The sequence below is a fragment of the Mesorhizobium sp. AR02 genome (genome assembly GCF_024746835.1).
Taxonomy (GTDB): domain Bacteria; phylum Pseudomonadota; class Alphaproteobacteria; order Rhizobiales; family Rhizobiaceae; genus Mesorhizobium.
Window position 1 is genome coordinate 509752 of the sequence record NZ_CP080530.1, and the last position, 23981, is coordinate 533732.

The 23981-nt window shown below is 59.8% G+C and carries 20 protein-coding genes and 4 pseudogenes; 14 read left to right on the forward strand and 10 right to left on the reverse strand.

The features are described from left to right. The first annotated feature begins 12 nt into the window (after window positions 1-12). The 4 genes and pseudogenes from tnpA to DBIPINDM_RS02290 form a co-directional block, all read left to right on the forward strand. Window positions 13-477 carry an IS66-like element accessory protein TnpA gene (gene tnpA, locus DBIPINDM_RS02275; protein WP_258581247.1) on the forward strand — a complete coding sequence of 155 codons (465 nt, stop codon included), beginning with the start codon at window positions 13-15 and terminating at the stop codon, window positions 475-477. Further along, a complete protein-coding gene (gene tnpB / locus DBIPINDM_RS02280; protein ID WP_258580594.1) occupies window positions 458-811 on the forward strand; it encodes an IS66 family insertion sequence element accessory protein TnpB in 354 nt (117 codons plus the stop codon). The genes tnpA and tnpB overlap by 20 nt, the downstream gene beginning before the upstream one ends. A gap of 54 nt (window positions 812-865) precedes the next feature. After that, window positions 866-2440 carry an IS66 family transposase gene (gene tnpC / locus DBIPINDM_RS02285; protein ID WP_258580595.1) on the forward strand — a complete coding sequence of 525 codons (1575 nt, stop codon included), beginning with the start codon at window positions 866-868 and terminating at the stop codon, window positions 2438-2440. Between the two features lie 70 nt (window positions 2441-2510). Then, a pseudogene (locus tag DBIPINDM_RS02290) lies at window positions 2511-3245 on the forward strand (S9 family peptidase); the annotation flags it as partial. A gap of 257 nt (window positions 3246-3502) precedes the next feature. Here DBIPINDM_RS02290 and DBIPINDM_RS02295 read toward each other — a convergent pair. The 7 genes from DBIPINDM_RS02295 to DBIPINDM_RS02325 all read right to left on the reverse strand — a co-directional run bounded on the left by DBIPINDM_RS02295 (window position 3503) and on the right by DBIPINDM_RS02325 (window position 9727). After that, window positions 3503-4327 carry a sulfite exporter TauE/SafE family protein gene (locus tag DBIPINDM_RS02295; RefSeq protein WP_258580596.1) on the reverse strand — a complete coding sequence of 275 codons (825 nt, stop codon included), beginning with the start codon at window positions 4325-4327 and terminating at the stop codon, window positions 3503-3505. A 201-nt stretch (window positions 4328-4528) separates the two neighbouring features. Continuing rightward, on the reverse strand, window positions 4529-6178 hold the full coding sequence (groL, locus tag DBIPINDM_RS02300; RefSeq protein WP_258580597.1) for a chaperonin GroEL: 1650 nt from the start codon (window positions 6176-6178) through the stop codon (window positions 4529-4531). 3 nt (window positions 6179-6181) lie between these two features. Then, window positions 6182-6520 (reverse strand): co-chaperone GroES, encoded by a 339-nt coding sequence (gene groES, locus DBIPINDM_RS02305; protein ID WP_258580598.1) that lies wholly within the window; start codon window positions 6518-6520, stop codon window positions 6182-6184. A gap of 454 nt (window positions 6521-6974) precedes the next feature. Next, window positions 6975-7214, reverse strand: coding sequence for a hypothetical protein (locus tag DBIPINDM_RS43290; protein WP_318036871.1), 240 nt, complete (start codon window positions 7212-7214; stop codon window positions 6975-6977). Between the two features lie 319 nt (window positions 7215-7533). Continuing rightward, window positions 7534-7944, reverse strand: a complete 411-nt coding sequence (locus tag DBIPINDM_RS02315) for a hypothetical protein (RefSeq protein WP_258580599.1) — start codon at window positions 7942-7944, stop codon at window positions 7534-7536. Between the two features lie 324 nt (window positions 7945-8268). Further along, the gene (locus DBIPINDM_RS02320; RefSeq protein WP_258580600.1) at window positions 8269-8427 is read right to left on the reverse strand and encodes a hypothetical protein; all 159 of its coding nucleotides are present in this window, start codon (window positions 8425-8427) and stop codon (window positions 8269-8271) included. Window positions 8428-8575: 148 nt separating this feature from the next. Next, the gene (locus DBIPINDM_RS02325; RefSeq protein WP_258580601.1) at window positions 8576-9727 is read right to left on the reverse strand and encodes a TlpA disulfide reductase family protein; all 1152 of its coding nucleotides are present in this window, start codon (window positions 9725-9727) and stop codon (window positions 8576-8578) included. Between the two features lie 539 nt (window positions 9728-10266). Between DBIPINDM_RS02325 and DBIPINDM_RS02330 the strand changes: the two genes are divergently transcribed. The 3 genes from DBIPINDM_RS02330 to DBIPINDM_RS02340 are packed head-to-tail and all read left to right on the forward strand — an operon-like array spanning window position 10267 to window position 11185. Continuing rightward, window positions 10267-10524 carry a type II toxin-antitoxin system VapB family antitoxin gene (locus DBIPINDM_RS02330; protein ID WP_258580602.1) on the forward strand — a complete coding sequence of 86 codons (258 nt, stop codon included), beginning with the start codon at window positions 10267-10269 and terminating at the stop codon, window positions 10522-10524. Then, the gene (locus DBIPINDM_RS02335) at window positions 10524-10943 is read left to right on the forward strand and encodes a type II toxin-antitoxin system VapC family toxin (protein ID WP_258580603.1); all 420 of its coding nucleotides are present in this window, start codon (window positions 10524-10526) and stop codon (window positions 10941-10943) included. The genes DBIPINDM_RS02330 and DBIPINDM_RS02335 overlap by 1 nt, the downstream gene beginning before the upstream one ends. Further along, window positions 10940-11185 (forward strand): hypothetical protein, encoded by a 246-nt coding sequence (locus DBIPINDM_RS02340; protein WP_258580604.1) that lies wholly within the window; start codon window positions 10940-10942, stop codon window positions 11183-11185. The genes DBIPINDM_RS02335 and DBIPINDM_RS02340 overlap by 4 nt, the downstream gene beginning before the upstream one ends. A 179-nt stretch (window positions 11186-11364) precedes the next feature. Here the strand turns inward: DBIPINDM_RS02340 and DBIPINDM_RS02345 are convergent. Further along, a pseudogene (locus DBIPINDM_RS02345) lies at window positions 11365-13009 on the reverse strand (MFS transporter). Window positions 13010-14600: 1591 nt separating this feature from the next. Here DBIPINDM_RS02345 and DBIPINDM_RS02355 point away from each other — a divergent pair. Both DBIPINDM_RS02355 and DBIPINDM_RS02360 read left to right on the forward strand, forming a co-directional pair. Continuing rightward, entirely contained in the window at window positions 14601-15080 is a 480-nt protein-coding gene (locus DBIPINDM_RS02355) for a ProQ/FinO family protein (protein ID WP_258580605.1), read from the forward strand. 56 nt (window positions 15081-15136) lie between these two features. Next, window positions 15137-15556 carry a hypothetical protein gene (locus DBIPINDM_RS02360; protein WP_258580606.1) on the forward strand — a complete coding sequence of 140 codons (420 nt, stop codon included), beginning with the start codon at window positions 15137-15139 and terminating at the stop codon, window positions 15554-15556. A gap of 165 nt (window positions 15557-15721) precedes the next feature. Here DBIPINDM_RS02360 and DBIPINDM_RS02365 read toward each other — a convergent pair. After that, a pseudogene (locus DBIPINDM_RS02365) lies at window positions 15722-15916 on the reverse strand (DDE-type integrase/transposase/recombinase); the annotation flags it as partial. Between the two features lie 251 nt (window positions 15917-16167). On the opposite strand from DBIPINDM_RS02365, the gene DBIPINDM_RS02370 reads away from it, so the two are divergent. Then, window positions 16168-17397 (forward strand): IS110 family transposase, encoded by a 1230-nt coding sequence (locus DBIPINDM_RS02370; protein ID WP_258580607.1) that lies wholly within the window; start codon window positions 16168-16170, stop codon window positions 17395-17397. A gap of 74 nt (window positions 17398-17471) precedes the next feature. Here the strand turns inward: DBIPINDM_RS02370 and DBIPINDM_RS02375 are convergent, their stop codons facing one another. Beyond that, window positions 17472-18176 carry an IS6 family transposase gene (locus DBIPINDM_RS02375; RefSeq protein ID WP_416361672.1) on the reverse strand — a complete coding sequence of 235 codons (705 nt, stop codon included), beginning with the start codon at window positions 18174-18176 and terminating at the stop codon, window positions 17472-17474. Between the two features lie 490 nt (window positions 18177-18666). Between DBIPINDM_RS02375 and aepX the strand changes: the two genes are divergently transcribed. From aepX to DBIPINDM_RS02395, 4 genes and pseudogenes are all read left to right on the forward strand, one after another. Continuing rightward, a complete protein-coding gene (aepX, locus tag DBIPINDM_RS02380; RefSeq protein ID WP_258580608.1) occupies window positions 18667-19629 on the forward strand; it encodes a phosphoenolpyruvate mutase in 963 nt (320 codons plus the stop codon). Window positions 19630-19645: 16 nt separating this feature from the next. Then, the gene (locus tag DBIPINDM_RS02385) at window positions 19646-20914 is read left to right on the forward strand and encodes a pyridoxal phosphate-dependent aminotransferase (protein ID WP_258580609.1); all 1269 of its coding nucleotides are present in this window, start codon (window positions 19646-19648) and stop codon (window positions 20912-20914) included. A gap of 194 nt (window positions 20915-21108) precedes the next feature. Further along, the gene (locus DBIPINDM_RS02390) at window positions 21109-22194 is read left to right on the forward strand and encodes a malate/lactate/ureidoglycolate dehydrogenase (protein ID WP_258580610.1); all 1086 of its coding nucleotides are present in this window, start codon (window positions 21109-21111) and stop codon (window positions 22192-22194) included. A 937-nt stretch (window positions 22195-23131) separates the two neighbouring features. Further along, a pseudogene (locus DBIPINDM_RS02395) lies at window positions 23132-23953 on the forward strand (isocitrate lyase/phosphoenolpyruvate mutase family protein). Window positions 23954-23981 lie beyond the last annotated feature (28 nt).

Below are 23981 nucleotides of genomic sequence, written 5' to 3' on the forward strand. Positions count from 1 at the left end.
GGACACCACGTGATTGAGGACGATGAACAGAAACTGCTGGTGAGGCGAATTTTGCGTAACGGCCGCCGGCGGTACGACGCGGCGTCAAAAGAGCGGCTCGTTGCGGCCTGCCTTGAGCCTGGCGTGTCGGTATCGCGACTTGCGCTTGAACATGGGATCAATGCCAACCTTCTTCGGAAGTGGATGAAGACGACCAAAGACGCCGTTGCTTTGCCGCCACCTGCGCCGTCGGCGTTCATTCCAGTTCAAGTCAGCGCCGCGGAGTACAGCCTGCCTATGCAGGGCAATTCGGTGGACAGGCCTGCTGCGCGTGGTGAAGAGCGGCTGTCAAAGTCGGAAAGCATGGGCTCATCGCCACTCGCAGCCAAGGTGAGCGCGTCTTTGCCGAACGGCGTGAAGCTGGTGCTGGAATGCGGTGATGTAGACGCGTTGACGGCGATCATTGGAGCTCTGGGCCATGTTCAGACTGGGCGCTGATCTCAACATCTACCTGCACCGCGAGCCGATCGATTTTAGGGCCGGCATCAACAGCCTTGCGGTCCTGGTTCAGGAGGTGATGGAGCTTGACCCATTTGCGCCTGCGGTCTTTGCATTTTGCAATCGCCGCCGCGACCGGATGAAACTCTTGTTCTTTGACCGGTCCGGCTTCGTGCTGGTTCTAAAGCGGCTGACCGAGGACAAGTTCCGGTGGCCGCGCCGGGAGACGGCGGTGGTTACGCTGACGACCGAGCAGCTCCATTGGATTCTCGACGGCATCGACATCGACGCAATGGTGCGCCATCCGGTGCGGCAATATCAGGTTGCGGGCTGACGGCTCCCGAATTGTGCGGTTGACGCGTCGGTGCGGTTCAGATTCAAAACTACGATGAATCGACCTGGTGAACCGACTGTTGAGGAGTTGATGGCGCGCATTGCTGCGCTGCAGGCGCAGAACCGCCAGCTCGCAGAACGCGTGGCCAAGCTCGAGGAAGAGTTGGCGCTAGCGCGGCTGCATCGTTTTGCGCCGAAGAGCGAAAAGCACGTTGATCGCCTCTTCAATGAAGCCGAACAGATTGCCGATGAAGACGACGCCGGCAGCGAAGATGGCAATGTCGTCGACCTGCCGGACACCGGCTTTCCGTCCACCGAAAAAAAGCCGGAGGGAAAGAAGCGTGGCCGCAAGGCGCTGCCGGAACACCTTCCGCGCGAGCGCGTCGAGTATGACCTTCCCGAAGATCAGAAGGCCTGTCCTTGCTGTCGTCACCGGATGCACCACATGGGTGAGGCCGTCACCGAGCAGCTCCATATCGAGGTGAAGGCGAAGGTCCTGCAGAATGTGCGGTTCAAGTATGCATGCCGCCATTGCGACCGGACCGGCATCAATACGCCTGTTGTCATTGCCCCGATGCCCGCGCAGCCCTTGCCGGGCAGCATCGCCACGGCCTCGACGCTGGCCTTTGCGCTCGTCCACAAATATGTCGATGGCACGCCGCTCTACCGTCTGGCCCAGGCCTTCGAGCGTGCCGGCGTTCCCGTCAGCCGCGGCGCTCTGGGCCATTGGGTGATCGGATCGAGCGAGAGGCATCTCTCCCGCATCTATGATGCCCTGAAGCTACGGCTTCGGTCACAACCGCTCATCCATGGTGACGAGACGACGGTCCAGGTCCTGAAGGAAAGGGACAGGGAAGCCACCAGCACATCCTTCATGTGGGCGTATCGGAGTGGAGAGGACAGCGACGAACCGATCGTGCTGCTCGACTATCAGCCCGGCCGCGGCCAGATCTATCCGCAGGCCTTCCTCGGTGATTACCGCGGCATCCTGATGAGCGATGGCTATACCGCCTGGCGCACGCTGGCAGGAGCGACCCATCTGGGGTGCATGGCCCATGCCAGACGTCGCTTCGTCGATGCACTGAAGACCAGAAAGAAAGGCGGCGGCCCGCCGGAGCAGGCGCTGAAGTTCTTCGAACAGCTCTACCGGATTGAAAGCCAGACGCGCAACGAAAAGCCGGACAAGGGCGAAACGCGACATCAATGCATCCGCCGTTTCCGCCAGCAACACAGCGTCCCCATCATGAACGCTCTCAAGGCATGGCTCGACGACATAGCCCCGAAGGTCCTGCCCGACAGCAAGATCGGCGACGCCGTGTCCTACACCCTGAACCAGTGGGAGTACCTGACGCGCTACACCGAAGACGGCAGGATGCCGATCGACAACAACCTGCTTGAGCGCGACATCAGGATTTTTGCCACTGGAAGAAAGAGTTGGCTGTTCAGCGACACTGTGGACGGAGCCAGGGCCAGTGCCGTCGTCTACAGCCTCATGCTGACATGCCGAGCTTGCGGCATCGAGCCCTTGGCCTATTTGCGCCACGTCCTCACGGAATTGCCGCAGCGCGCGGACAATGCCGACATCACCGATCTCTTGCCATTCAACTTCGCCAAAACCGCCGCTACTTGATCCGATGCAACTGGCCGACAGCGACCCCGGTCAAACGGGCCGCGTCAACGCGCATGGAAATGAGCGCTTACCGAACAAGAAGTACCCGGTGGTTGAGAATATCTATGCCGGGCCCCAGGGCTCCTTTGTCCCGAAATCCTTCTCAAGGTGGATAGAGCCGCTCACGCAGTTGGGCTTCGTCGTTGCGCAGATCGATGGCATGGGTACCAACAACCGCTCGCGCGCCTTCCATGATGTTGCCTGGAAAAATCTGAAGGACGCAGGCTTCCCAGACCGCATTCTGTGGCACACGGCGGCGGCCGCAATGTTTCCGTGGTACGACGTCTCCAATGTTGGCATTTTCGGAACGTCCGCCGGTGGCCAGAGCGCGGTGGGCGCGCTGCTCTTCCATCCCAAATTTTACAAGGCTGCGGTCGCCAACAGCGGCTGCTACGACAACCGGATAGACAAGATCTGGTGGAACGAACTGTGGATGGGATGGCCGGTCGGAATTGAATATTCGCAATCTTCCGCCATCGACAATGCTCACAGGCTGCAGGGCAAGCTTATGATCGTGGTGGGCGAAATGGACCACAATGTCGACCCCTCCTCCGCGTTCCAGCTTGCCGACCGGCTCATCAAGGCGGGCAAAGATTTCGACATGGTCTACGTTCCTGGCGCCGGTCACGGTACGCCAGGCACCTATGCCCAGCTCAAACTCCTGGACTTCTTCGTTCGCAATATTCTCGGTCAGACGCCACCCAACTGGAACACCACACCGCTCGAGCTGCAGAAGGCTCGTCATGACGACGATGACGACCGGTAGCTTGTGCCGCGTGCAATTATTAGCTCGCCTTCCTGGCGGTAATCAGAGCGACGCGCGAGCAGATGGTGCCCGCAGGACGAGCATGGCCGTTTAAGACTTGCGCTACGTATTGAGGATCGGCTCGACCGCGACAAATATCGGTGCGTTGCGTCGGCAGCACGATCTATCTGGGCAGCCTGCTTGATGGGCGCGCCGGCAAACCCCGTCTGTGCGATTGCAGGATCCAACTTCAGCAAATCGTCGATTCCTGAAGGTGTTCAGGGGAAAAGCCGCAAATCGACGCCGCTTCCGCTCGCTGTCGCGCCACGGAGCATACCGCCAGCCCGATCCGTTCGATGATGTCCGGCGTGAGAAGCACCACATTGCGTTCCCCAACGGTGGTGACGATTGCCTTGGCAATAGAAGAACCCTCGTCGGTCTTTGCCGTCGTCGACTGCAGACATCGAGGCGGCCCGTCGGTCCGGAGCCGCCGCGGTTCTCATCCCGAGATAGGCGAGGGAGGCGCGAACGGTTCCGGTCGGTCGGCTCTCGCGGCGCATAGAGGCTGAAGCTTTCGGGGTCGGCATCCAGTTGCTCGTCGATATGATTGAACATTGCCCGCAGCGGCGTTGCAGCCACCCACCATCGGACCCCATCTCCGCCGCCCCCGCCACGTCGAGGAAACCTCCGGCGGCGCCCAGCGGCGGCACCAGGCGGGTGGGAACCGGATTGCTGGGAATCTTGCGGAACGACCGGAGGAACAGCCAGAGCCCGATCACGGCGAGATAGGTCGTGACGTAGGGTTTCACCATGTCGCCGTCGAAGGAGGTCAGCACGAAGGCGCCGAGGCAGCCGCCAAGAATGCCGAACGGTGCAAGCCGCCAGAACAGCTTCCAGTCGATATTGCGGTGGTAATGGTGCGCCGTGCCGGAAGCGGCCGTGGTGAACACTTCCGCCGCGTGCACCGCGGCCGAAGCCTGCGCCGGCGGAACGCCGAAGGAAAGCAGAACCGTGGAGGAGACCGCGCCATAGGCCATGCCGATCGCACCGTCGACCGCCTGGGCGAGAAAGCCGACTATGGCGAACAGAATGAAGTCAGTCATTGGCGTCCACCATAAAACTGCCGCCGCATGTAGCCCTGTGGGTCGGGCAGCCGGCTTGGACCCGCGTCACAGAAAAGGGCGGCATCGCTGCCGCCCTTTCCGAGATCGTTGAGGTACGTGGACCTTAGAATTCCATGCCGCCACTCAAGCCCGCTTGCGGGCTTGAGCAACTTTAATTCATGGGCGTGCTTATGGATTTCCTTAGAAATCCATGCCGCCCATGCCGCCCATGCCGCCGCCGGGCATACCACCCGGCATGCCGCCGGCGGAGTCCTTCTTCGGAGCTTCGGCGATCATGGCTTCGGTGGTGACGAGCAGGCCGGCGACCGAGGCCGCGTCCTGGAGAGCCGTGCGCACGACCTTCATCGGATCGACGATGCCCATGGCGATCATGTCGCCATATTCGCCGGTCTGGGCGTTGTAGCCGAAGGTTGCATCCTTGTTGTCGAGGATCTTGCCGGCGACGATCGAAGCTTCGGCACCGGCGTTGGCAGCGATCTGGCGGGCCGGAGCCTGCAGGGCGCGACGGACGATGGCGATGCCGGCCGTCTGATCGGCATTGGCGCCGGTGACGGTGATGGCCAGCGAAGCGCGCAGCAGGGCGACGCCGCCGCCAGCAACGATGCCTTCTTCAACGGCCGCACGCGTTGCGTTCAGCGCGTCGTCGACGCGATCCTTCTTCTCCTTGACTTCGACTTCGGTCGCACCGCCGACGCGGATGACGGCAACGCCGCCCGCCAGCTTGGCCAGACGTTCCTGCAGCTTCTCCTTGTCGTAGTCCGAGGTGGTCTCCTCGATCTGCTGCTTGATCTGGGCAACGCGGCCCTGGATCTCGGCCTTTTTGCCGGCGCCGTCGACGATGGTGGTGTTCTCCTTGGAGATCGACACCTTCTTGGCGCGGCCGAGCATGTTGAGGCCGACGTTCTCGAGCTTGATGCCGAGGTCTTCGGAAATGACCTGGCCACCGGTGAGGATGGCGATGTCTTCCAGCATGGCCTTGCGACGATCACCGAAGCCCGGCGCCTTGACGGCGGCGATCTTCAGGCCGCCACGCAGCTTGTTGACGACCAGCGTGGCCAGAGCCTCGCCTTCGACGTCTTCCGAGATGATGACCAGCGGCTTCGAGGTCTGCACGACGGCTTCGAGAACCGGCAGCATGGCCTGGAGGTTGGAGAGCTTCTTCTCGTGCAGGAGGATGTAGACGTCCTCGAGCTCGGCAACCATCTTGTCGGCGTTGGTGACGAAGTAGGGCGACTGGTACCCGCGGTCGAACTGCATGCCTTCGACGACTTCGAGTTCGGTCTCGGCGGTCTTGGCTTCTTCAACCGTGATGACGCCTTCGTTGCCGACCTTCTGCATCGCTTCCGCGATCATCTTGCCGACCGAAGCATCGCCATTGCCGGCGATCGTGCCGACCTGGGCGACTTCTTCCGAGGTCTTGATCTTCTTGGCGTTCTTGACGAGGTGAGCGACGACTTCGGTCACGGCCAGATCGATGCCGCGCTTCAGGTCCATCGGGTTCATGCCGGCGGCAACCGCCTTGTGGCCTTCGTGGACGATCGACTGCGCCAGAACGGTCGCGGTCGTGGTGCCGTCGCCGGCGATGTCGTTGGTCTTGGACGCGACTTCGCGGATCATCTGCGCGCCCATGTTCTCGAACTTGTCGGAAAGTTCAATTTCCTTGGCGACGGTGACGCCGTCCTTGGTGATGCGCGGGGCGCCGAACGACTTGTCGATAACGACGTTACGGCCCTTGGGACCGAGCGTGACCTTCACCGCGTCGGCCAGGATGTTGATGCCGTGAAGCATGCGCTCGCGGGCGTCACGGGAGAATTTTACTTCCTTGGCCATTTTTTAGCTCCGAAGGTCTGTGGAAGAGGCGAACTGGATTTCGGCGGTCAGAATGATGCCCATAATGTCGGATTCCTTCATGATCAGAAGGTCTTCGCCATCGAGCTTGACTTCGGTGCCCGACCACTTGCCGAACAGGATGCGGTCGCCCGCCTTGACGTCCAGCGGGACGAGCTTGCCGGCTTCGTCGCGGGCGCCGGAGCCAACGGCGATGATCTCGCCTTCCTGCGGCTTTTCCTTCGCCGTATCCGGGATGATGATCCCGCCGGCGGTCTTCGCTTCGGATTCGACCCGGCGAACGACCACGCGGTCATGCAGCGGCCGGAAATTCGTCTTAGCCATTTTTTGGATGTCCCTGGTGCGGATGTTGAACGGTGCTCCGTTGCCGGAGCGTGCGAGTGCTATCGTGGCGCTGAGACAGGCGTCTTCGCCGCCTGTGGGAGCAGGTGGATCGGTGGGCAGCGCCCGAGCTGGCTGAGTAACCTTCTTCATGTTGCCAAGCCTTACTCCAGTGCCATCTTTGACGGGGTCCGGGAGACCCGCAGCGGCAATATGTTTTGGTGAGGTGATCAGGGGACGTCTTCTCCTTAGTCGGTCACGTGTTTTCGGATGACGGCGAGGCTGGGCTGGCCGCCTGGGCCGGCCTATTTGCACAACCACGCCAGGGAAATGGACGAATCGGCCAGTAAGCCATTCCGATTATCGCCCCTTCTTTGGTTTCCTCCTTGGCCGCCGCTTTGAGCTTTTGGGAGAATCCCTTTGCGGAGCCACACAGAGAGCGCCGTAGCAAACCTTCTCACCCTTGTAGTTGGCCAAAGCCTGCAGCAACTCCGTAGAAGGTACTGTTCAGGTCGTGCGCGATCCGCTCCGGACCGTCCAGCGACTTCAGTGCCAGCTCGAGCAACTCGATCGCGCGATCTTTGTTGCCGCTCTCGTGATAGTACAGGGCTGCCACCGGATAAGGCGCCGGGGACTCGATCTGCAACACCACGTTGCTCTCCAAAGCTGTTGTCAAAGTTTGTGAGATTTTCTGCACGAGCTTAATTTCCCTCTTAGAGACGGCACACGGGTTCAGGGGAGAGGCCTCTCTTGCTCCATTATTTGTGCAAGGGTCATGCCAGCGAGCTCAGCGCGCATAGTGCATGAATATGCTTTGAAAAACCTCAGCAAGGCCCAAGGTGGCCGGTTGTATTGAACCTGACATTTTTGCCAGTGTTTGTTCTGAACCTGTCATATTGTCTGCCGCTGCCAGGTTTGGACACGCTTCGCGCCGCCCAGAAAAGCGTGGCCCGTCCGCACGGTACCGAAGCGCCAACACCGTGAGAACCCGTGCGACACCGCCGCATGACGTCGTGTCATGCATCGATGCCAAGCGCCTCGGCGTTGAGCTCGCCACGCCAGAACATCATCGACGAGACGTTCAAGCTCGACCCGGGAGCGGAAAACGGCGCGAGGTTGTTCGGGGCGCCGAGCGGCAATGCCGCCGAGAAGGCCAAGACGCAGAAGAAGATTATCCGCGAGTTCCTTTCGGGCGAGAACGGCCTCCAGAAACTCGAGACCAGGCTGCCGCGCTGCATGAATTCCCGGTCGAATGCTACACCAATCGCGGCGCCTTCCGCACCAACGATCAGTGGGGCAAAGTCCGGTCGCTGTTTACCTCGGAATGAGCCCGTCACGCCGGGCGGCGGCTTGCCGATAGCCCCCACTTGGCGCGCCTTTCCGGGGCACGCCGGCTGCACGTTCGACCGTCTCTTGATCCGCGCCAAGCTCGCGCCGCCTGTCGGACAGCGTGGCCCTTGGCGTGTTGATAAAGCCGCAGCCGTTGCAAGAAATCCCGGTCGGATTGTGACGTTGGCGCGATCCCATGCACCTCCATCATACCATTCAAGGCCGCGGCTCTGGTCGGGGTTACCTCATCGAGGATGACGGCGGCCGGAATTGCCTGGACCAAGCCGTAAGCGCGACACCTCATTTATGGATTCATTGAGAATGGCGCCGGTGTTCCGGCATTGAAGTCCTGATATCGATGTGTACGACCGGGCTGCCCCGTCGGACCGCCGGCGAAGGCAAGCGTGGGCTGCAGCACCAGATCACAGGCATGGCGCCAGCAAAGCGATCCCATGTGCCTTGATGGCGATGCCGCCAAGATCGATTTCGCTACCGGCATGAAGCCTCAGCGTGGTGGAGGTGTTGAGAGCCACTTGCGCCAGACTGGCGAAGGGTTCGAAGTGGGCAAATCGGTAGCTCATAAGCCTGCCCAGCCAAAGGCGGGCATCTAGCAGGCCGCCGTACTTCGGACCTAGGCCAGGCGATTTCGCAAGCCGGGCGCGGGTTTGCGCCTTTCGCATCAAAGAGCTGTCCGCCCGGCCAATTCTGTCCCTCACACAAACCTGACGGTCAGCCGCGAGGGAAAATCCAGCTGTCGAATCGGCCATCGTTAGGAGCAACACAGAGGCCGCCGTAACAAACCTTCTCACCCTTGAAGTAGGCCAGGAACTGCAGCAAATGCGATATTGCGTACTGTTTATCTTCGTCCCGGCTAAGCTCCGGACCGCCCTGCGACTTCAGTGCCAGCTCGATCAGCTCGATCGCCCGATCTTTGTTGCCGCTCTCGTGATAGTACAGGGCTGTCACCGGATAGGGCAGGAGCTTACATTGGTCGCTTTCCGGGGGATTCAGTGCCAGGATGTGTTCGGACAGCTGTTTTCCCATCGTCAAGCGCTCAGCAGGCGGAAAGTGCGAATGGTCAAAGTTCGGGTAGAAGAGTTCGTCTAGCGCCGCAACCATCCAATCCTCGGAGTTTCTGTTGATCGCGTCGCGAACGAATTGGCGCATGACGGGCAAGCCGGCCTGCATGTCGCGCATTTTGTGAAGCAACAGATTCACCTGAGACCGGCGGAAACCGAGCTTGTCCGGCAGCAAGGCGATGCCTTCTTCGATTGCCGAGCGCGCCGTCTTCCAATCCTCGGCCTTCATTGCCGGCTGAAGTTTGTCGTATATGGCCTTGATCAGCGCTTGTTCTCGCGCTCTGGGTTCGTTGCGGGCGATCCGCTCCGCATCGGCGGCTTTCACCTGATCGCTGGTGCGCCAGCTGCCGTTAAGCACTCTCGGCAAGGCCTCATCGAGTTCCATCGGCTGACCAATAAAGGCGATGTGGCCGTCCCGGTCGACCACGAACGAGCTCGGGATCCCCACGGAAAAACTGGGCTCCATCCAAAGCTTGTTCATTTCGCCTGTTGAGTCGAACGCGATCCGATAGTTCAGATTCGAGAACTTTTCGGTCAACCAAGCGTCCAGCTTGTTTCGGGCCTCATCGGCCGTTGCAGCGTCTTCAGAAGCCGCGACTCCGACGATCTCAACGCCGCTGTCCCTGTATTTCTCCTGCAGCTGCATCAGATGGGGCATCCCGTCCACACACGGGCCGCACCAAGTTGCCCAAAATTCGACGATGTAAACTTTGCCGGGCTGAAAGCTCGTGAGGGGCTCGCCACGCAGCCAGCTCTCGACTATAATCGAAGGAGCCGGGGACTCGATCTGTAATGCGGCCAATGTTGCTCTCCAAGGCTTGCTTTCTGCGCGAGCTTGTTCCCGCTCAGAGACGGCCACGGGTTCAGGGGAGAGAGCATCGCTGTCTTGCCCCATTGCGTGCAGTCACCATCAAGACTGCAAAGCCCGTGCCAGCGCGCTCAGCGCGCAGTAAGCGCCTGATTGCTTTGAAAACCTCCGCAGTGCCCAAGATGGCCGGTTGTAATGAACCTGACATTTTTGCCAATGTTTGTTCTGAACCTGCCATTTTGTCTGCCGCTGTCAGGCTTTGGACACGCTTCGCACCGCCCAGAAAAGCGTGGCCCGTCCGCACGGTCCCGAAGCGCCAAGGCCATAAGGACGCGTGCGGCACGCAGCCTCTGCCGTCTTCCCTAGGCCGTTCGCCTCAGTGACATTACTGGGGTAGCTCGCCGCTAACAGTTTTGAAGAGGAGGATGAACAAGCCGCCGGTGAAGTATGAGCCAGCCTGATCGACCGACACTGCGGGTTTGCTCCAAGCCACACAGTGATGTAAAGTGTGCTACACGCTTGGAGCTACACACATGACGCTGAACATTCGCAATCCGGAGGCCGACACTCTCGCTCGGGAGCTTGCGCGCATTGACCGCACAAGCATCACCGATGCTGTGATTGTCGCCCTGCGGGAAACCATCCGCAACCGGATGAACAAGGAAAGCCCGAGGGAAACGGCGCAAAAGATTCTGGCTAAGCACGGCCTGTCTTTTCAGCCAGGTCGAAAACCGGTTCCACCGGAGGCCTATCACGAGCTCGACCATGACCTCACAGGTAGTGACGAATAATGTTCGTCGATGCATGTGCGATCGTCTCGATGATGGCGGGGGAGGACACGGCCGACGCCTATGAAGCGGCGCTGCTCGATGCGGCATCGCCGTTCACATCGACACTTGCTGCCTGGGAAGCCATCATCGTCCTTTCACGGCCGGATCAGTTGAATTGCGCCTACAAAGCGGCTGAGGCGGTTGTCGTCGAATGGCTCGAAGCTCGAAAGATTCGACTCCGGGAGCCCGGTTCGCCCCGACGCGTCCTGTCCTACGCGGTCGCTGTCGCCGAACAGCACGGCATAGGAAAGCGGCGCCTCAGCAATTTCGATTGCTTCCACTACGCCTATGCCAAGGCGATGCGCTCGCCGCTGCTCACGCTGGACCAGCTTTTGCGTCAGACAGACGTGGCAACCTTGCCGAAAGGATCAGATGAATGACCGTCTTCGAAAAATTGACTGAACTGCCGGAATTGACCGGGGTCGTTGCCGAGCAGGTAAGTGAGGACATGGCCTTGATCGCGCGCGGCGAGGAGCTCGACCTTCCATGGCGTAGACTTCGCGTCCTTATCGACTATGAGCTTGTGGAAATAGTAACGCCGGCGCTCTTAGGCGGTTCTCTTCGGGGGAGCCGGACCAGCCTTGGCTGGTCAGAGAAAGGAACGCAGTTTATGCGCGGTTGAGCAGAGCGGAAGGCGAGAAAAAGGTGCCTGGGCGTGAGCCCAAGCCCCTTTCGATTACGCGGCGATGAAGCGTCGGTCTACAGATCGGTTCCTGCAGAGTGGGCCTGCGTGCGAACCTTGTGCTCTGGAGCCCAAAGGATGATCGCGCCTGTTCATCGGCTAACAGCTTCATCATGACGTCATCTCGGAGGACGAGAAGCGACTGTTGACGCACGCGTACGAGCTGCCTCGGTCGTTCGCTCGATCGAAAGTACTGTGTGTGGAGAAAGCTCTCCATCATGCAAGACGAGAAGCTGCTGGGCTACTTCCTTGTCCGCTGCCGTGAGCCGATGATTCAGGCGGAGAAAGTCCATCCAGGTTGGCGTGCGAAATGTCTCTGTCCAAAGTGAAGGCGTTTGGAGGTTGCGCTGGAGCGTCCAGTTTCGCGCGCCGGTGCGGCTAAGAGCGTGGCGCTTTGCACGCATGCAGGCCAGAAAGGCGTCGGTATTTCCCTCGGATATGCAATAGTCGATTTTGGCAACGATAGGGCCACTCCTTGGCTTCAGATCGAGTGCCAGCTCCGGTGCGCGAAAATCCGAACTTTCTTGATCCGTTTCTTCCCATGGACGTATCGGCAACACCATTCCCGCTGCTGCAACCAGCAACAGACCCCCGGCGGCGGCCTCCAAAGCCCAGGTCAGGGAGTAATTCTGCGCGACGGAACCCCAAATCCAGCTGCCGGCAGCCATACCGCCAGCGCTCAAGGCGTAGTAGATGGAGAGTGTACGGCCGACTACCCACCGTGGGCTTGCGAGTTGCACCGCCACGTCTATGCCGGTCCAGGTGACAAGCCAACCCGCGCCGCTTAAGGCAAGCGCGACTGCCGCCACAGGGACCGACGATGTTAGTGCAAGCGAAAGGCAGCATGCCGCACAAGCGATGGAGGCGAACGCCACCAGCCTGTTTTGAGACGTGATCCGCCTGAGCATGCCGTTGCCCATGCCCGCGATGAAAGCCCCGGTGCCGAAGCTTGCCAATAAAATGCCGTAGACGATCGGCCCGCTCTTCAACTGATCCCGAACGACGAGAGGGAGCAGCGCCAGGATCGAAATGCTAGCCAACCCGAAAAGGGTTGCGCGGGCGATCGCCGCCCTGATCTCCAAGGACATCGCCGTAAAGCGCACTCCGTCATGAATCGCCGTCATCATACTCTCGCGAGGGAGAGGCGAAGAGCGGACCTTCCATTCGGTGCGCCATATTGCGCCTAGAGGGACCAAGTCACTCAGCGCGGCCAGGGCAAAAGCGGCCAGCGGTCCAAAGAAGGCCAGGATCGTCCCACCCATAGCAGGTCCTATGCTGTGTACGATGTTGTATCCGACGGACACAAGCGTCACCGCGGCCGGAATGTCGCGCTTGTAGAGGATATCGCCCACGGAGGCATGCCAAGCCGGATCATTCAAAGCGAAGCCGCAGCCGGCCAGGAAACCCAATGCGAGTAGGAGCCAGGGATCGACAAATCCCAGGCCCACGGCAATCATCAGCGTCGTTGACGCCAATGCGATCAAGCAGTGTCCCGCAAACATCACCCACCGGCGGCTGAAGTTATCAGCGATGGCGCCGGCGAGAATTGAAAGGAAAAACACCGGTGATGTGGATGCGGCCTGGACGAGGTGCGACCATCAGGTCGGAAGCCGAAATGGTGGCCATCAGCCAACTGATGGCCACCGTCTGCACAAGCCACCCAAGGCTGGAAATCTGCGTGGCTGTCCATATCGAGCGGAATGCCGGGTTGCGAAGCGGGGCAAGCGTCGTTTGAACGGACGGATGAGGATGTCCGTGCTGCACGGTTTTACCTTTGACGAGCCGATCATTTAATTCACGGCTGCCAGTACTGACTTTTTGTCCCTGCGATTTGTGTAATCGGTCAGTACTTCCAGTGGATGACCCAGCACCCGCTTCCGCATGCTCCACAATCAACCCTGGGGCGACCAGCGCAACCGGGCCGGGTGAAGAGCGCAGCTTGACCCCACTTGTTCACAGACGGTGAGACAACGAACCCTAACAGGAGAGGTGCCACAATCTCGTCCTCGCGCTGGTTGAAGAGTGCTCAGGGATGGCTTCCCTAAGCCGATGATGATCGGCATTCGCGATGACCCCTCGTGAACGCGCGTTTTGTGATGGCAAGGGATTAGAGCTCGACTGGCCGACTTGCCGGGGCCAGTATTCGGTCCTTGTTCACAGATTTAGAACGAAGCGGTATTCGCATGGCTGTCAACGCGGACATGGAAGAGCATTCGCCCGCCTGATTTATCGGCGCAGACGCCTAGAACGGAATCGAAGCTGTCCGCCGGGAAGTCCGCAGCCTCAACCATCATCTCGATTAAAACCGTCCCTAGTCGTGGCATACTACCCATCCGGCGAGGCTCTCGCATCAAGACAAGCCAGCGCCCTGGTTTTTCCCGGATCATCAGCGATTTAAATCAAATCCGCCTGTGGATATTAACGATGGCGTGTCCCTCACCTCGTAGACGGCTAATGCGGGCGGTAACTAAGAGGGTCAAATGACAAGCGATTTTTCCGCCGCGCGGGTGCATTTAGATCGAGCGTATCACTACCTGCGTGGCGATGACCCGATAAGTCGGAGGGGGCGCGAAGCCTTGGACCTGCTACTTGAGGCGGTTGCCGTCGAAGAGTTTAAGCAGCCACGCCAAAACGCGGAGGTGCTAATGTTTCCGATTGGGCGCCGCTTCAGAGTCGGCCACCATGAACATGGTGCGCAGACACCCTCAGAATACAGCCCGTCCCGGCATGAGCCGAGTCGGGCGATCGAATGGGAGTCCAAAGCGTGTCGCTCACAACGATCCGAACTGAGCCGCCCTGACTGAAGCTTCGATGCAATCCGACGTCGAGTTGCTCACGCCCGACGCCAGGTTCTTGTGATCGCCGGGCTGCGGCGGAGCCGTTTCGCCAGCCATTTGCATGGTTTCCCGTCCCAGGACGGCGTTGGACGGGCCCAGATCGCGAAACGGTCGCGTGAGCAGCTTTCGCGCTACGAGACGCTCGCCTGATACGACGGAACGGCCGAACGGGTAGGGGGCCGCGACGCCTTCGGCATCCTACTCGCCGACGGGGCGCTCGGCGGAGGGCCGGCTTTTTCGCCACCGGCGTTTCAGATACGCTGCCAACGTTGAGGGGCTGGCGGAGAGATGGGGCAAGAGCGTTTTTCAACTGTCTTGGCTATGACCTCGACCGGGGACGGCTGATTGCTACCGGATCCTGCTCGCTGCAGCAGGCGCTTTGTCTGCCCGAATGGGGAGACGTGAGCGCCCACTGCTTTTGCCCTGTGGGACGAATATCCATTTCCATAATCCTTGCATATATGCGTGCTACGAACGTCCGAATTGGGAAACGAAAACAAATCGGGCGAGGCTTGATCATGTCGACCGCTAGCCGAGGGAAATCGCCGGCGCAGCTTTTCCGCCATCTATCGGCAAAGTGGCCTGCGGCATTCAATCCGAAAGCGCCCAGGCCGCTCAAGATCGGCATCCATCATGACATTCGGGTGCTTGACGGCGAACTGTCTGATGATGAAGTGAGGAGAGCCCTGCTCGCCTACACCAGGATGGCCAAATATTTGGCGAGACTGGGTGCCGGCGCCGCACGGGTCGATCTCGATGGCAAGCCGGCCGGCGAGGTCTCGGATGCGGACGCAGCGACCGCCAAGGCTTTGCTTTGCGCCCGCAAGGACAGGCAAGAGACCAAGCAACCGCCGGAGCCGAGGGCAGAGCCTGAAGCGCCACACAAACTGAAACCGAAGCAAACGGCCGTGTTCAAGGCGAAGAATACGGCCGACAGCCCGAGCGGCATAATAGTTGAGACGAAGCGTCGCCGGTCATTCCGGAAGCCGATGACTTGATCGCCGCTGAGCGATGGGTCTTGCGCCGACCGGAGCAGCCCCTGAGGTCAGAGCACATGGCGCCCCGTGCCGATCCGAATTGCCGCGATCGCAAAGCATTGCCGCATTCAAGCTGCTGGTGCGACGGTCGGGCTACTTTGTATTGTACAGCCTGTCTTCTCTTGCAGTGCCATAGCCGGCTGTCGCGTATCATCATCAACGAGGCGCTTGGTCGGCTGCGCAAGGGCAGGCAGACCAATGGCGATGGCCGCAATCAGCGCAAACCGAAGTTCGTCGCCCATGTCATCGAGGCGGTTGAGTATCGAAGATCCGTTGTTTGCAATCCTCTGAAATGGGTGAAGCATCCCTTGCCGCTCGCGAGTAACAAAAGCGTTGCAACACATGCCGATCAGCAGCTCACGCCAGCTCCGCACATTCTCGCGCACACCGACCCGGACACCGATCAGTTCCTTCTTGATTTCGGCGTGTCGCGCTGATCAGCCACTTAACCGCACGCAGCAGCACGCCATGCGAGGTGGATGCGAACGGCACCGAGATCGTCTTACCCTTCAGTTGCGAGAGCGAATGGATCGGCAGGACTGTCGGCGGCTCTGTCGCAATTCCGGGATGTGGACGGGAAGAGCGTCGCCTGGGAGCATTGATCAGGCGGTGAGCATTTCGAATTGCTCGGCAATTGACGGACTCGGATTGTAGGCGAACCTCGCCTGTCGCTTTCGCATCATGCGGACCAGCTCGATGCCGGAGAGGGTGATCTGGGCATTCTCCATAGACTTGAAGCCGAGCATGGATCGAACGCGGCGCTTGATGCGCCGGTGATCCTGTTCGATCCGATTGTTATCAGGCATGAATAGGCGCGACGCGCCAATCCGTATTTTCTTGCACGGATGGATCGACTACCGTCCACCTACCGGGATTGGGGTGTCGGGAGCACGCATGGCGGGCAGGCCGAAGTACCTGATGAACTGAGAGTTCGAGTTGTTATCTGGCCGCCCCCTTCGACTTGCCCGGTTGCGCTGCGAGCGCGGATCCGTAGTTGTCGTGTAGCCCGCCGGCTCCCATGGTTGCTGACCCTGGAAAGGAGCCGGGAATGAGAATCATTGCCCTTGATGTTCACGGATCATTCGCCCAAATGGCGATCTTGGAGAAAGGCAAAATCCGGGATGCGGGGAGGATCGATCTTGAACGCAGCCGCCTGTTGCAGTTCGCCATGAAGCTCAAGCCGGATGACGAGATCGTCATCGAGGCAACAGGCAATACAAGTGCGATCGTGCGACTATTGTCGCCTTTTGTGGGCCGCGTGGTTATAGCCAATCCGATCCTGGTCCGGGCCATCGCCTGGGCCAAGGTCAAGACCGACAAGATCGACGCGGCAGTGCTGGCGAAGCTTCATGCGAGTGGCTTTCTGCCTGAAGTCTGGATGCCGGACGAGGAAACCGAGACGCGTCGTCGCGTGGTGGCCGAACGAACGCAGTTCGTCTCCCAGATGACCCGTCTCAAAAACCGAATCCATTCCGTTCTGCACGCCAACCTGATCCCGCCCTACAAGGGCACCCTGTTCTCAAAGCGGGGCAGGGCTTGGCTGGAGGCTCAGCCGCTCGCCGAGGATCAGCGCCGTGTCGTCCTTCGCCATGCCGGTGAACTCGATCGCCTTGGTGAGCTTGCACAAGTAGACAAGAGTCTCGCGCAGACGGCCCTCCAGGAGCCTCGGGTCAAGCGACTGATGACGATCACCGGCGTGAACGTCACGGTCGCGCTGAGTATCGTGGCGGCCATTGGCGATGTCGAACGGTTCTCATCACCGGAAAAGCTTGTCAGCTATTTTGGGCTCAACCCGCGGGTCCGGCAGTCCGGCGACAAGCCGGCCTATCACGGCCGCATCACCAAACAAGGCCGAGCCCACGCGCGGTCGATGCTGGTCGAGGCGGCGTGGGTCATTTCCGGTGTGCCTGGTCCGCTGCGCGCCTTCTTCATGCGCATCCGCGACAAGCGCGGCAAACATGTTGCTGCGGTCGCGACGGCGCGCAAGCTGGCGGTCATCGTCTGGCACATGCTGACCAAGGACGAAAACTACATCAGGAGCCGCTCGGCGCTCCTGGATTGGAAGCTCCGAAAGCTGGAATTGACCGCCGGCTATCCGTCTCTTCGCGGCGGCAAGACAAAGGGATCTGCTGCCGACTACAGCAACAAGTCGGTACGCGAGAGCGAGCGCGAGACGATCGGCAACGCCGAGGAAGTCTACCGTCGCTTCGTCGCTACATGGAAACAGCAATCGCCGAAGGGGCGCTCGGGCGCCGCACATGAGGTGCGACGATCATAGGCTGCGCGACAGGGTTGCAACCTCGACCCTGCTCTTCGCCACGCGGTCACCCGAGCCGCGACAGAATAGCAAAATCAGCTTCGCCGATCCATCCCGCAGCCGGCGAACGATAGCGACGTGCTCGCTCCGTCAAGGCCAAGTCGTGCATACTGCTCGCTGGCCTGCCGGCCCAGCCCTGACTTTGCTGCGCGCGCCGCTATCTCGACCGTCCGCCGGGACAGAACGCCTGAGAGCACACCTCCGCACATCGGAGCAGAACGGCCCTTGTCAAATACATCCGTGAGGTATTGGCTCTTGCGGATATGGATCGGTGGTTTGTGTGATCGCTCCCGCAGACGGCTTTCAGTATCGCAGGAAATGATTGCCTCACGATTGGTCTGACTGCCGTCGACGACGATGCGGTTCGGGCGTCCATGGTGTGCAAGCGCCTTGCGCAGGAAGCGTTTGGCCGCCGGAAGATCACGGTGTTCGCTGAAGAAGAATTCGACCGTGTCGCCGACGCTGTCGATGGCGCGGTAAAGGTACATCCAACGGCCGCGAACCTTGATATAGGTCTCGTCCATATGCCACTTGCCGGTGACGGTCCGCTTGCGTTTGTTGAAACGCTCCAGAAGCTGGGGCGAGAAGTGGACGACCCACCGATGCACGGTGGAGTGGTCGACGTTCAGGCCTCGCTCGGCCATCATCTCTTCCAGATCACGCAAGCTCAGATTGTAGGCCAGATACCACCGCACGCACTGAAGGATCACGGATCGATCGAAGTGCCTGCCTTTGAACATTGAGCGCTCCCGAAAATCGAAGAGCTGTCATGCCCCAGTCAAGTTACCGAAAAGTTTGCGACACATCCGCTTCGCCGGCCACCCCGGCCGTAGCGCCAAGACCAAGCATGCACTAACATTCAACATGGATCACCCGATGGGGGCCGGCCACTGGGGTGGCCAAGAACATCACGATAGGGGCGACCTGCCAACCTCGCACCGCGATATAGCTTGTCCACTGTCGCCATCCCGACAAAATTGTATCGTGGCTAACAAACGGAACCAGCCGCGCAAAGCCAAGCTATTGCAATAACGACGGCTTTTAGCTGGCATGGCTCTTGCTGCCTGAACTGTAACGTGCGCTCCGGCACAGAGCCGCTTCCAGCGGATCTCACGACCATTGCGCATATGTAGGCCAAAGGACTTTTCTATAGCGCGGTCAGGGCGACAATGAGTAATCGTCCCGTTTCGGCGAGTTCATTGGGCCTGGGTTTATGGAGGCGGTCATACAATGAGCAAGGCGATCTCGTTCGGAGCGGAAGTTTTGCCGGTGACGACGTCATCGACGACCCTACGGGAGCTCATTCTTTCTAGCGACCTGACATTTTTGATGGAAGCGCATGATGGGCTTTCGGCAGCAATTGCCGAGCGTGCCGGTTTTCGCGGGCTCTGGGCTTCTGGTCTTTCCATCGCCTCGGCACTTGGCTATCGGGACGCCAACGAAGCGAGTTGGACGCAAGTCGTCGACGTCGTCGAGCACATAGTCGATGCGACGAACATCCCCGTTCTTGTTGACGGTGACAGCGGCTTCGGAAATTTCAACAATGCTCGCTTGCTTGCACGGAAGCTTGAGCAACGCGGCGCCAGCGGCATCTGCCTTGAAGACAAGAGGTTCCCTAAAATGAACTCCTTCGTCGGCGATCGGCATCTGCTCGCTGACATTGACGAGTTCTGCGGCCGTCTTGAGGCCGTGAAAGACACGACGGGACCGGATTTCGTCGTCGTCGCACGGATCGAGGCGCTGATCGCCGGTCACAGTCTCGATGAGGCGCTATGCCGGGCCGACGCTTATTCAGAGGCCGGCGCCGACGCGATCCTAATCCACTCCCGCGAGGCCGTCGCAGACGAGATCCTGACCTTCGCCAAGGAATGGAACAACAAGCTGCCGGTCGTCATCGTCCCCACCAAATACTACAAAACCCCAACTTCAGTCTATCGTGATGCCGGCATTTCGACCGTCATCTGGGCCAACCATTCGATGCGGGCGGCGATCGCTGGCATGCGTGACATCTGCGGCCGCATTCGGTTGGAAGAAAGCGTCGCCGGGATCGAGGACCATGTTGCCGGCCTCGACGAGCTGTTCAGGCTCATCGGCTACGACGAACTGGCTCAGGCGGAAGAACAGTATCTGCCGAAGCGGGCAGTAGAGCGGCGTCCGAGCGACCCGGACCAATTTCAAAAAATCGACAATTAGCTCAGGAGAGGCGCACATGCTTGCGCAACGGATGTCTTTGCTTTCAGGTCCGGGCACTGTCGCCGCCCAAGAGCCAGCTGAGCTAGCTCAGCTGGCTGCCGCAGCCGGCCGTCGAATCATCGACCTTGCATCCGGCGAAATTATCATTGAGCCACCATTGTCGGTGCGCGAGGGAGCGATTGCCGCGATCAATGCCGGGACGAACCGCTATACCGATGCCATCGGTTTGACTTTGCTTCGCAAGGCGGTCGCCGAAAAACTGTCGGCGCAAACGGGCGTCAACTGGAATTTGGAAGACATCGTTATCACTGCCGGTGCAAAGCAAGCATTGCTCGATGCTGCTCTAGCCGTGCTCGATCCGGGTGACGAGGTCATCATCATTCGCCCCTGCTGGCCGACTTTTGCGTCCCAGATTCTTCTCGCTGGCGCAAAGCCCGTATTCGTTGATGTCCGCCCGCCAACTTACCTTCCCGACATCGTCGCAATCCGCGCCGCGGTCACCGCGCGCACGAAAGCCATTATCGTCAACTCGCCCAACAATCCGACGGGCATTGTCTATGATCCAACTACGTTGCGAGCTATCGGTGATCTCGCAATCAAGCACCAACTCTGGATCGTTTCCGACGAATGTTATTCCTGCTTTGTATTCACTGGGCGCCACGAGTCGATCGTCACCGTGCATCCTGGCGTGCGTTCACGCACGATCCTAGTCAACACCTTCTCCAAGGAACTGGCGATTACCGGCTGGCGGTTGGGCTATCTCGCAGGCCCCCCCGAGATCGTTGCCGCAGCGAAGAAGCTGCAGAGCGATATGACCTCGAATGCTAATGTGATCGCGCAGCATGCGGTTTTGCATCACCTACAGGTCGGACACCGCAGCTTTGAACGAAAGATGCATCATCGGCTATCGAAAGCCCGCAACACTGGTCTTCGCATCCTGGCTGGTCTGGAGGGCGTGACTGTGCCGCGAGCCGATGGCACATTCTTCTTCTATCTCGATCTAGGGAGGTTTATTTCCGACCTGTCGGCTGGAGGTCCCGTTCGATCCGCGGACGATATTGCACGATTACTCCTGGAAGAAGCTGATGTGGCATCCGTTGCCGGCGGGTTTTTTGGCGACATGAATGGATTGCGTCTTTCCTTCGGCGTTCCGCCAGACTTGCTGGAGCAGGGACTGAGACGCGTCGTCGAGACCCTAAACAGCCTGAAGACTCGCTACCGCCTTTCAGCGGAGCCCGGTGCTAGATTCGGTGAGAGAAGCAGGTTAGCCGAAAATCGGGAATAAGGAGCCTACTAAGTAGTGTTCTGCGAGCCCAGAGTTACGCATGTAAGCTTGGTGAGTTATGGGCAACGAAGTTAGTCGCGCCGGTTAGCGATCTCGGCGGCCCCGCCAAAGTGACTACGTCAGACGCATGATCCAGAAAAGTGAGCACCCGGTGGTCCGATGATCGTGCTCAAACGGAGAGAGGACAAGCGAGCATGGTTACGATCAAGGTTGAAAATCTCATCGATTTCATCGCAGAAGTCTTTGGTCACGCCGAGTCCTCGCCCGACGAGGCACGTCGCATAGCAACCTATCTGACGACAGCCAATCTCGCTGGCCACGACAGTCATGGCGTGATCCGCGTGCCCGGCTATATTCGCTGGAAAAATATAGGCTCGGTGGTGCCGAACCAGACGGTCGAGGTCATTGTCGACACGCCCTCGCTCGCAGTGCTCGACGGCAAGTTCGGCTACGGGCAGACGGTGGCGCCGGTTGCCGTCAAGCTCGGCATCGAGAAGTGCAAGGAGGCTGGCCTGGCGGCCGTGGCGCTGCGCAATGCCGGCCATATTGGCCGCATCGGCGACTGGGCGGAGATGGCGGCAGCCGATGGTCTCGTCTCCGTGCACTTCGTCAATGCCACCGATTCGCTTTTGGTTGCACCTTTCGGCGGTGTCGAGAAGCGCATGTCGACCGCGCCCTATTGCGTGGGAATCCCTCGGCAAGGCCAGGATCCAATCGTGCTCGATTTCGCGACCTCTATTGTCGCGGAGGGCAAGTGCTTCGTCGCAAGCCTTGGCGGCAAGAAGCTGCCCAATGGCGCGCTGATCGATTCCGACGGCACCCTTAGCGACGATCCACGATTGCTCTACGGCCCATACACCCCCGATGGGACGCGCGATCATACCAGGGGTACAGGGGCCATCCGAGCCTTTGGCGAGCACAAAGGCTCTGGGCTTGCGCTGATCTGCGAACTGCTAGGTGGAGCCCTGACAGGCACGGGGGCGACCGGCGCTAATCGACGCTTTGCCAACGGCATGCTGGCGTTCTATATCGATCCAAAGGTGGTCGATCCCGCCAATTTTTTCGACGGCGAGGTCACCCGCTATACCGATTTCATCCGCGCGACGAAGCCGGTCGCCGGCATCGAGGAGGTGCTGATCCCGGGCGATCCTGAACGCAGAACCCGCGCCGAGCGAACCAAGAATGGCATCCCGTTGCTTGATGATACCTGGGTCGAAATAGTGAACACCGCGCGTGAAGTGGGCGTGAGTGAGACGTTCATCCAACGGGCCACAAGCTAGAAAGAGAGATGTGCCTTCGTTTACTCGGTGCGAGCGGTGGATTCTGGTCACCTCTTCCCGCATGGAGAGGTCGGAACGCATCGGAAGACACGACCCGGGTGAGGAGCACTTGCACCAGAGCAGCCGGCTGTTGCCCCATTGCGATGAGTTGGTGCGCCAGCCAGTGCGCCCCTGAACAGCGTTCGAAGCGCGATCCATGACGAACACGGCATGCACACCCTTTCGACGTGCCGGCGATCTCGTCGATATGGAGTTGCATGGCCTCGGTGTCGGCAAGGCAAGCCCGACAGCAGCGCCGATGCCGCACGCCGGGCGCCCGCGCTCGCACCAAGATCGGCATGGCCAACCTCGCCTACAATCTCACCCGCTTCGTTTGGCACCAGGGGCGAACTGCGTTCGCATGATGGCGAGAGCGGCGTAAAACGCCGCCGCGATGCCGAAATCGGCAACCAGCATCAGCCCCAACTACCGACATCCAGCCACCGCCGCGCGTCAAGCTGTTCGCAACTTCATTGCCAAACCACCCCCCTGGAAATGCCGGTAGTTAGAGGTGTCCAAGTGCTTGGGATCGGCGGCGATAATGCGCATATAGATCTTGCAAATGAACATAAGAGCTCACCGTCGCACTCTCGCGCCCTTTCAGCGCGACTGCCAGCCAAAACGCCCAGCATCACGAGATGACATAGCCATCGCAAAGCCAAATCTGTGAAAGACATGTTACGTTTTTGCTTCGAAGTGGTTACTATACTGATAAATAACGCTACATATAGGTACTACGTATTGACGTCGAACCCAGAAATACCTCTATTGCTGTCGTGACGGAGATATGACAATGCATGGCGCGCTCCTAAAGAAGTCAACTGATAACGTTATTCCAGCCAAAGGCCCGCGCGAGAGCTTGCGCAGCCTGATCCTGTCCAGCGATCTCGCCTTTGCAATGGAGGCGCATGACGGTCTTTCTGCAGCAATCGCGCAACGCGCTGGGTTTAAAGCATTGTGGGCGCCTTCGGGCTCTCGATCTCGTCGAGCCTCGGCTATCGCGATGCGAGCGAAGCATCCTGGTCCGAGGTCGTCGCGCGTATGGCGGACGCGTCACATATTCCGGTTCTCGTCGATGGGGATAGTGGGTTCGGGTATCTCAACAATGCGCGCCTGGTCGCCCGGAAGCTGCGCCAGCACTGTGCGAGTGGCATCTCGCCTCGAGGACAAAGCTTTACCGAAAATGAACTCGTTCGTCTGCGGCCGGCACCCGCTGGCTGACATTGGTGAGGTCTGTGGCCGGCTCAAGGCCGTGGAGGACCAGGTACCGAATCCGGAGTTCGTGCTCTTCGCCCGGATCGAGGCGCTCATCGCTTGCGATGGACAGGACGAGGCGTTGGTGCGGGCGCACGCCTATGCAGAGGCCGGCGCCGATGCCATCCTAATCCATTCTCGTAAGTCCGATGCCGAAGAGATTTTCGCCTTCACGCGCGTGTATCAGAACCGCCTTCCGGTCGTGATCGCGCCGGCGAAATATTACCGCACGCCCATCTCCGAGTATCGCAAGGCTCGAATTTCTACGGTGATCCGGGCGAACCACAACATGCGCGGCGATATCGACCATGCCCCCGGTTTGCGATCGGATCATCCAAGTAGAGCGCATTGCCGGGATCGAGAGCGAGGTCGCGATGATCGAGGAGCTATTCGAACTAGGGAACTACGGCGAGCTCTCTGCGGCAGAAGGAAATACCTTCCGCGGGCAGTGGATGGTCCGGGATAAGCTGTGGCAGGTGGTTCCTTCGAAGAAG

Bases quoted from the DNA above. Each gene is read 5' to 3' on its own strand.
- tnpB (WP_258580594.1), top strand. From the start codon at position 458: ATGTTCAGACTGGGCGCTGATCTCAACATCTACCTGCACCGCGAGCCG.
- tnpC (WP_258580595.1), top strand. From the start codon at position 866: ATGAATCGACCTGGTGAACCGACTGTTGAGGAGTTGATGGCGCGCATT.
- DBIPINDM_RS02295 (WP_258580596.1), bottom strand. From the start codon at position 4,327: ATGACTGACTTCATTCTGTTCGCCATAGTCGGCTTTCTCGCCCAGGCG.
- groL (WP_258580597.1), bottom strand. From the start codon at position 6,178: ATGGCCAAGGAAGTAAAATTCTCCCGTGACGCCCGCGAGCGCATGCTT.
- groES (WP_258580598.1), bottom strand. From the start codon at position 6,520: ATGGCTAAGACGAATTTCCGGCCGCTGCATGACCGCGTGGTCGTTCGC.
- DBIPINDM_RS02320 (WP_258580600.1), bottom strand. From the start codon at position 8,427: ATGAGCTACCGATTTGCCCACTTCGAACCCTTCGCCAGTCTGGCGCAA.
- DBIPINDM_RS02330 (WP_258580602.1), top strand. From the start codon at position 10,267: ATGACGCTGAACATTCGCAATCCGGAGGCCGACACTCTCGCTCGGGAG.
- DBIPINDM_RS02335 (WP_258580603.1), top strand. From the start codon at position 10,524: ATGTTCGTCGATGCATGTGCGATCGTCTCGATGATGGCGGGGGAGGAC.
- DBIPINDM_RS02340 (WP_258580604.1), top strand. From the start codon at position 10,940: ATGACCGTCTTCGAAAAATTGACTGAACTGCCGGAATTGACCGGGGTC.
- DBIPINDM_RS02355 (WP_258580605.1), top strand. From the start codon at position 14,601: ATGTCGACCGCTAGCCGAGGGAAATCGCCGGCGCAGCTTTTCCGCCAT.
- DBIPINDM_RS02360 (WP_258580606.1), top strand. From the start codon at position 15,137: ATGGCGCCCCGTGCCGATCCGAATTGCCGCGATCGCAAAGCATTGCCG.
- DBIPINDM_RS02370 (WP_258580607.1), top strand. From the start codon at position 16,168: ATGAGAATCATTGCCCTTGATGTTCACGGATCATTCGCCCAAATGGCG.
- DBIPINDM_RS02375 (WP_416361672.1), bottom strand. From the start codon at position 18,176: ATGTTCAAAGGCAGGCACTTCGATCGATCCGTGATCCTTCAGTGCGTG.
- aepX (WP_258580608.1), top strand. From the start codon at position 18,667: ATGAGCAAGGCGATCTCGTTCGGAGCGGAAGTTTTGCCGGTGACGACG.
- DBIPINDM_RS02385 (WP_258580609.1), top strand. From the start codon at position 19,646: ATGCTTGCGCAACGGATGTCTTTGCTTTCAGGTCCGGGCACTGTCGCC.
- DBIPINDM_RS02390 (WP_258580610.1), top strand. From the start codon at position 21,109: ATGGTTACGATCAAGGTTGAAAATCTCATCGATTTCATCGCAGAAGTC.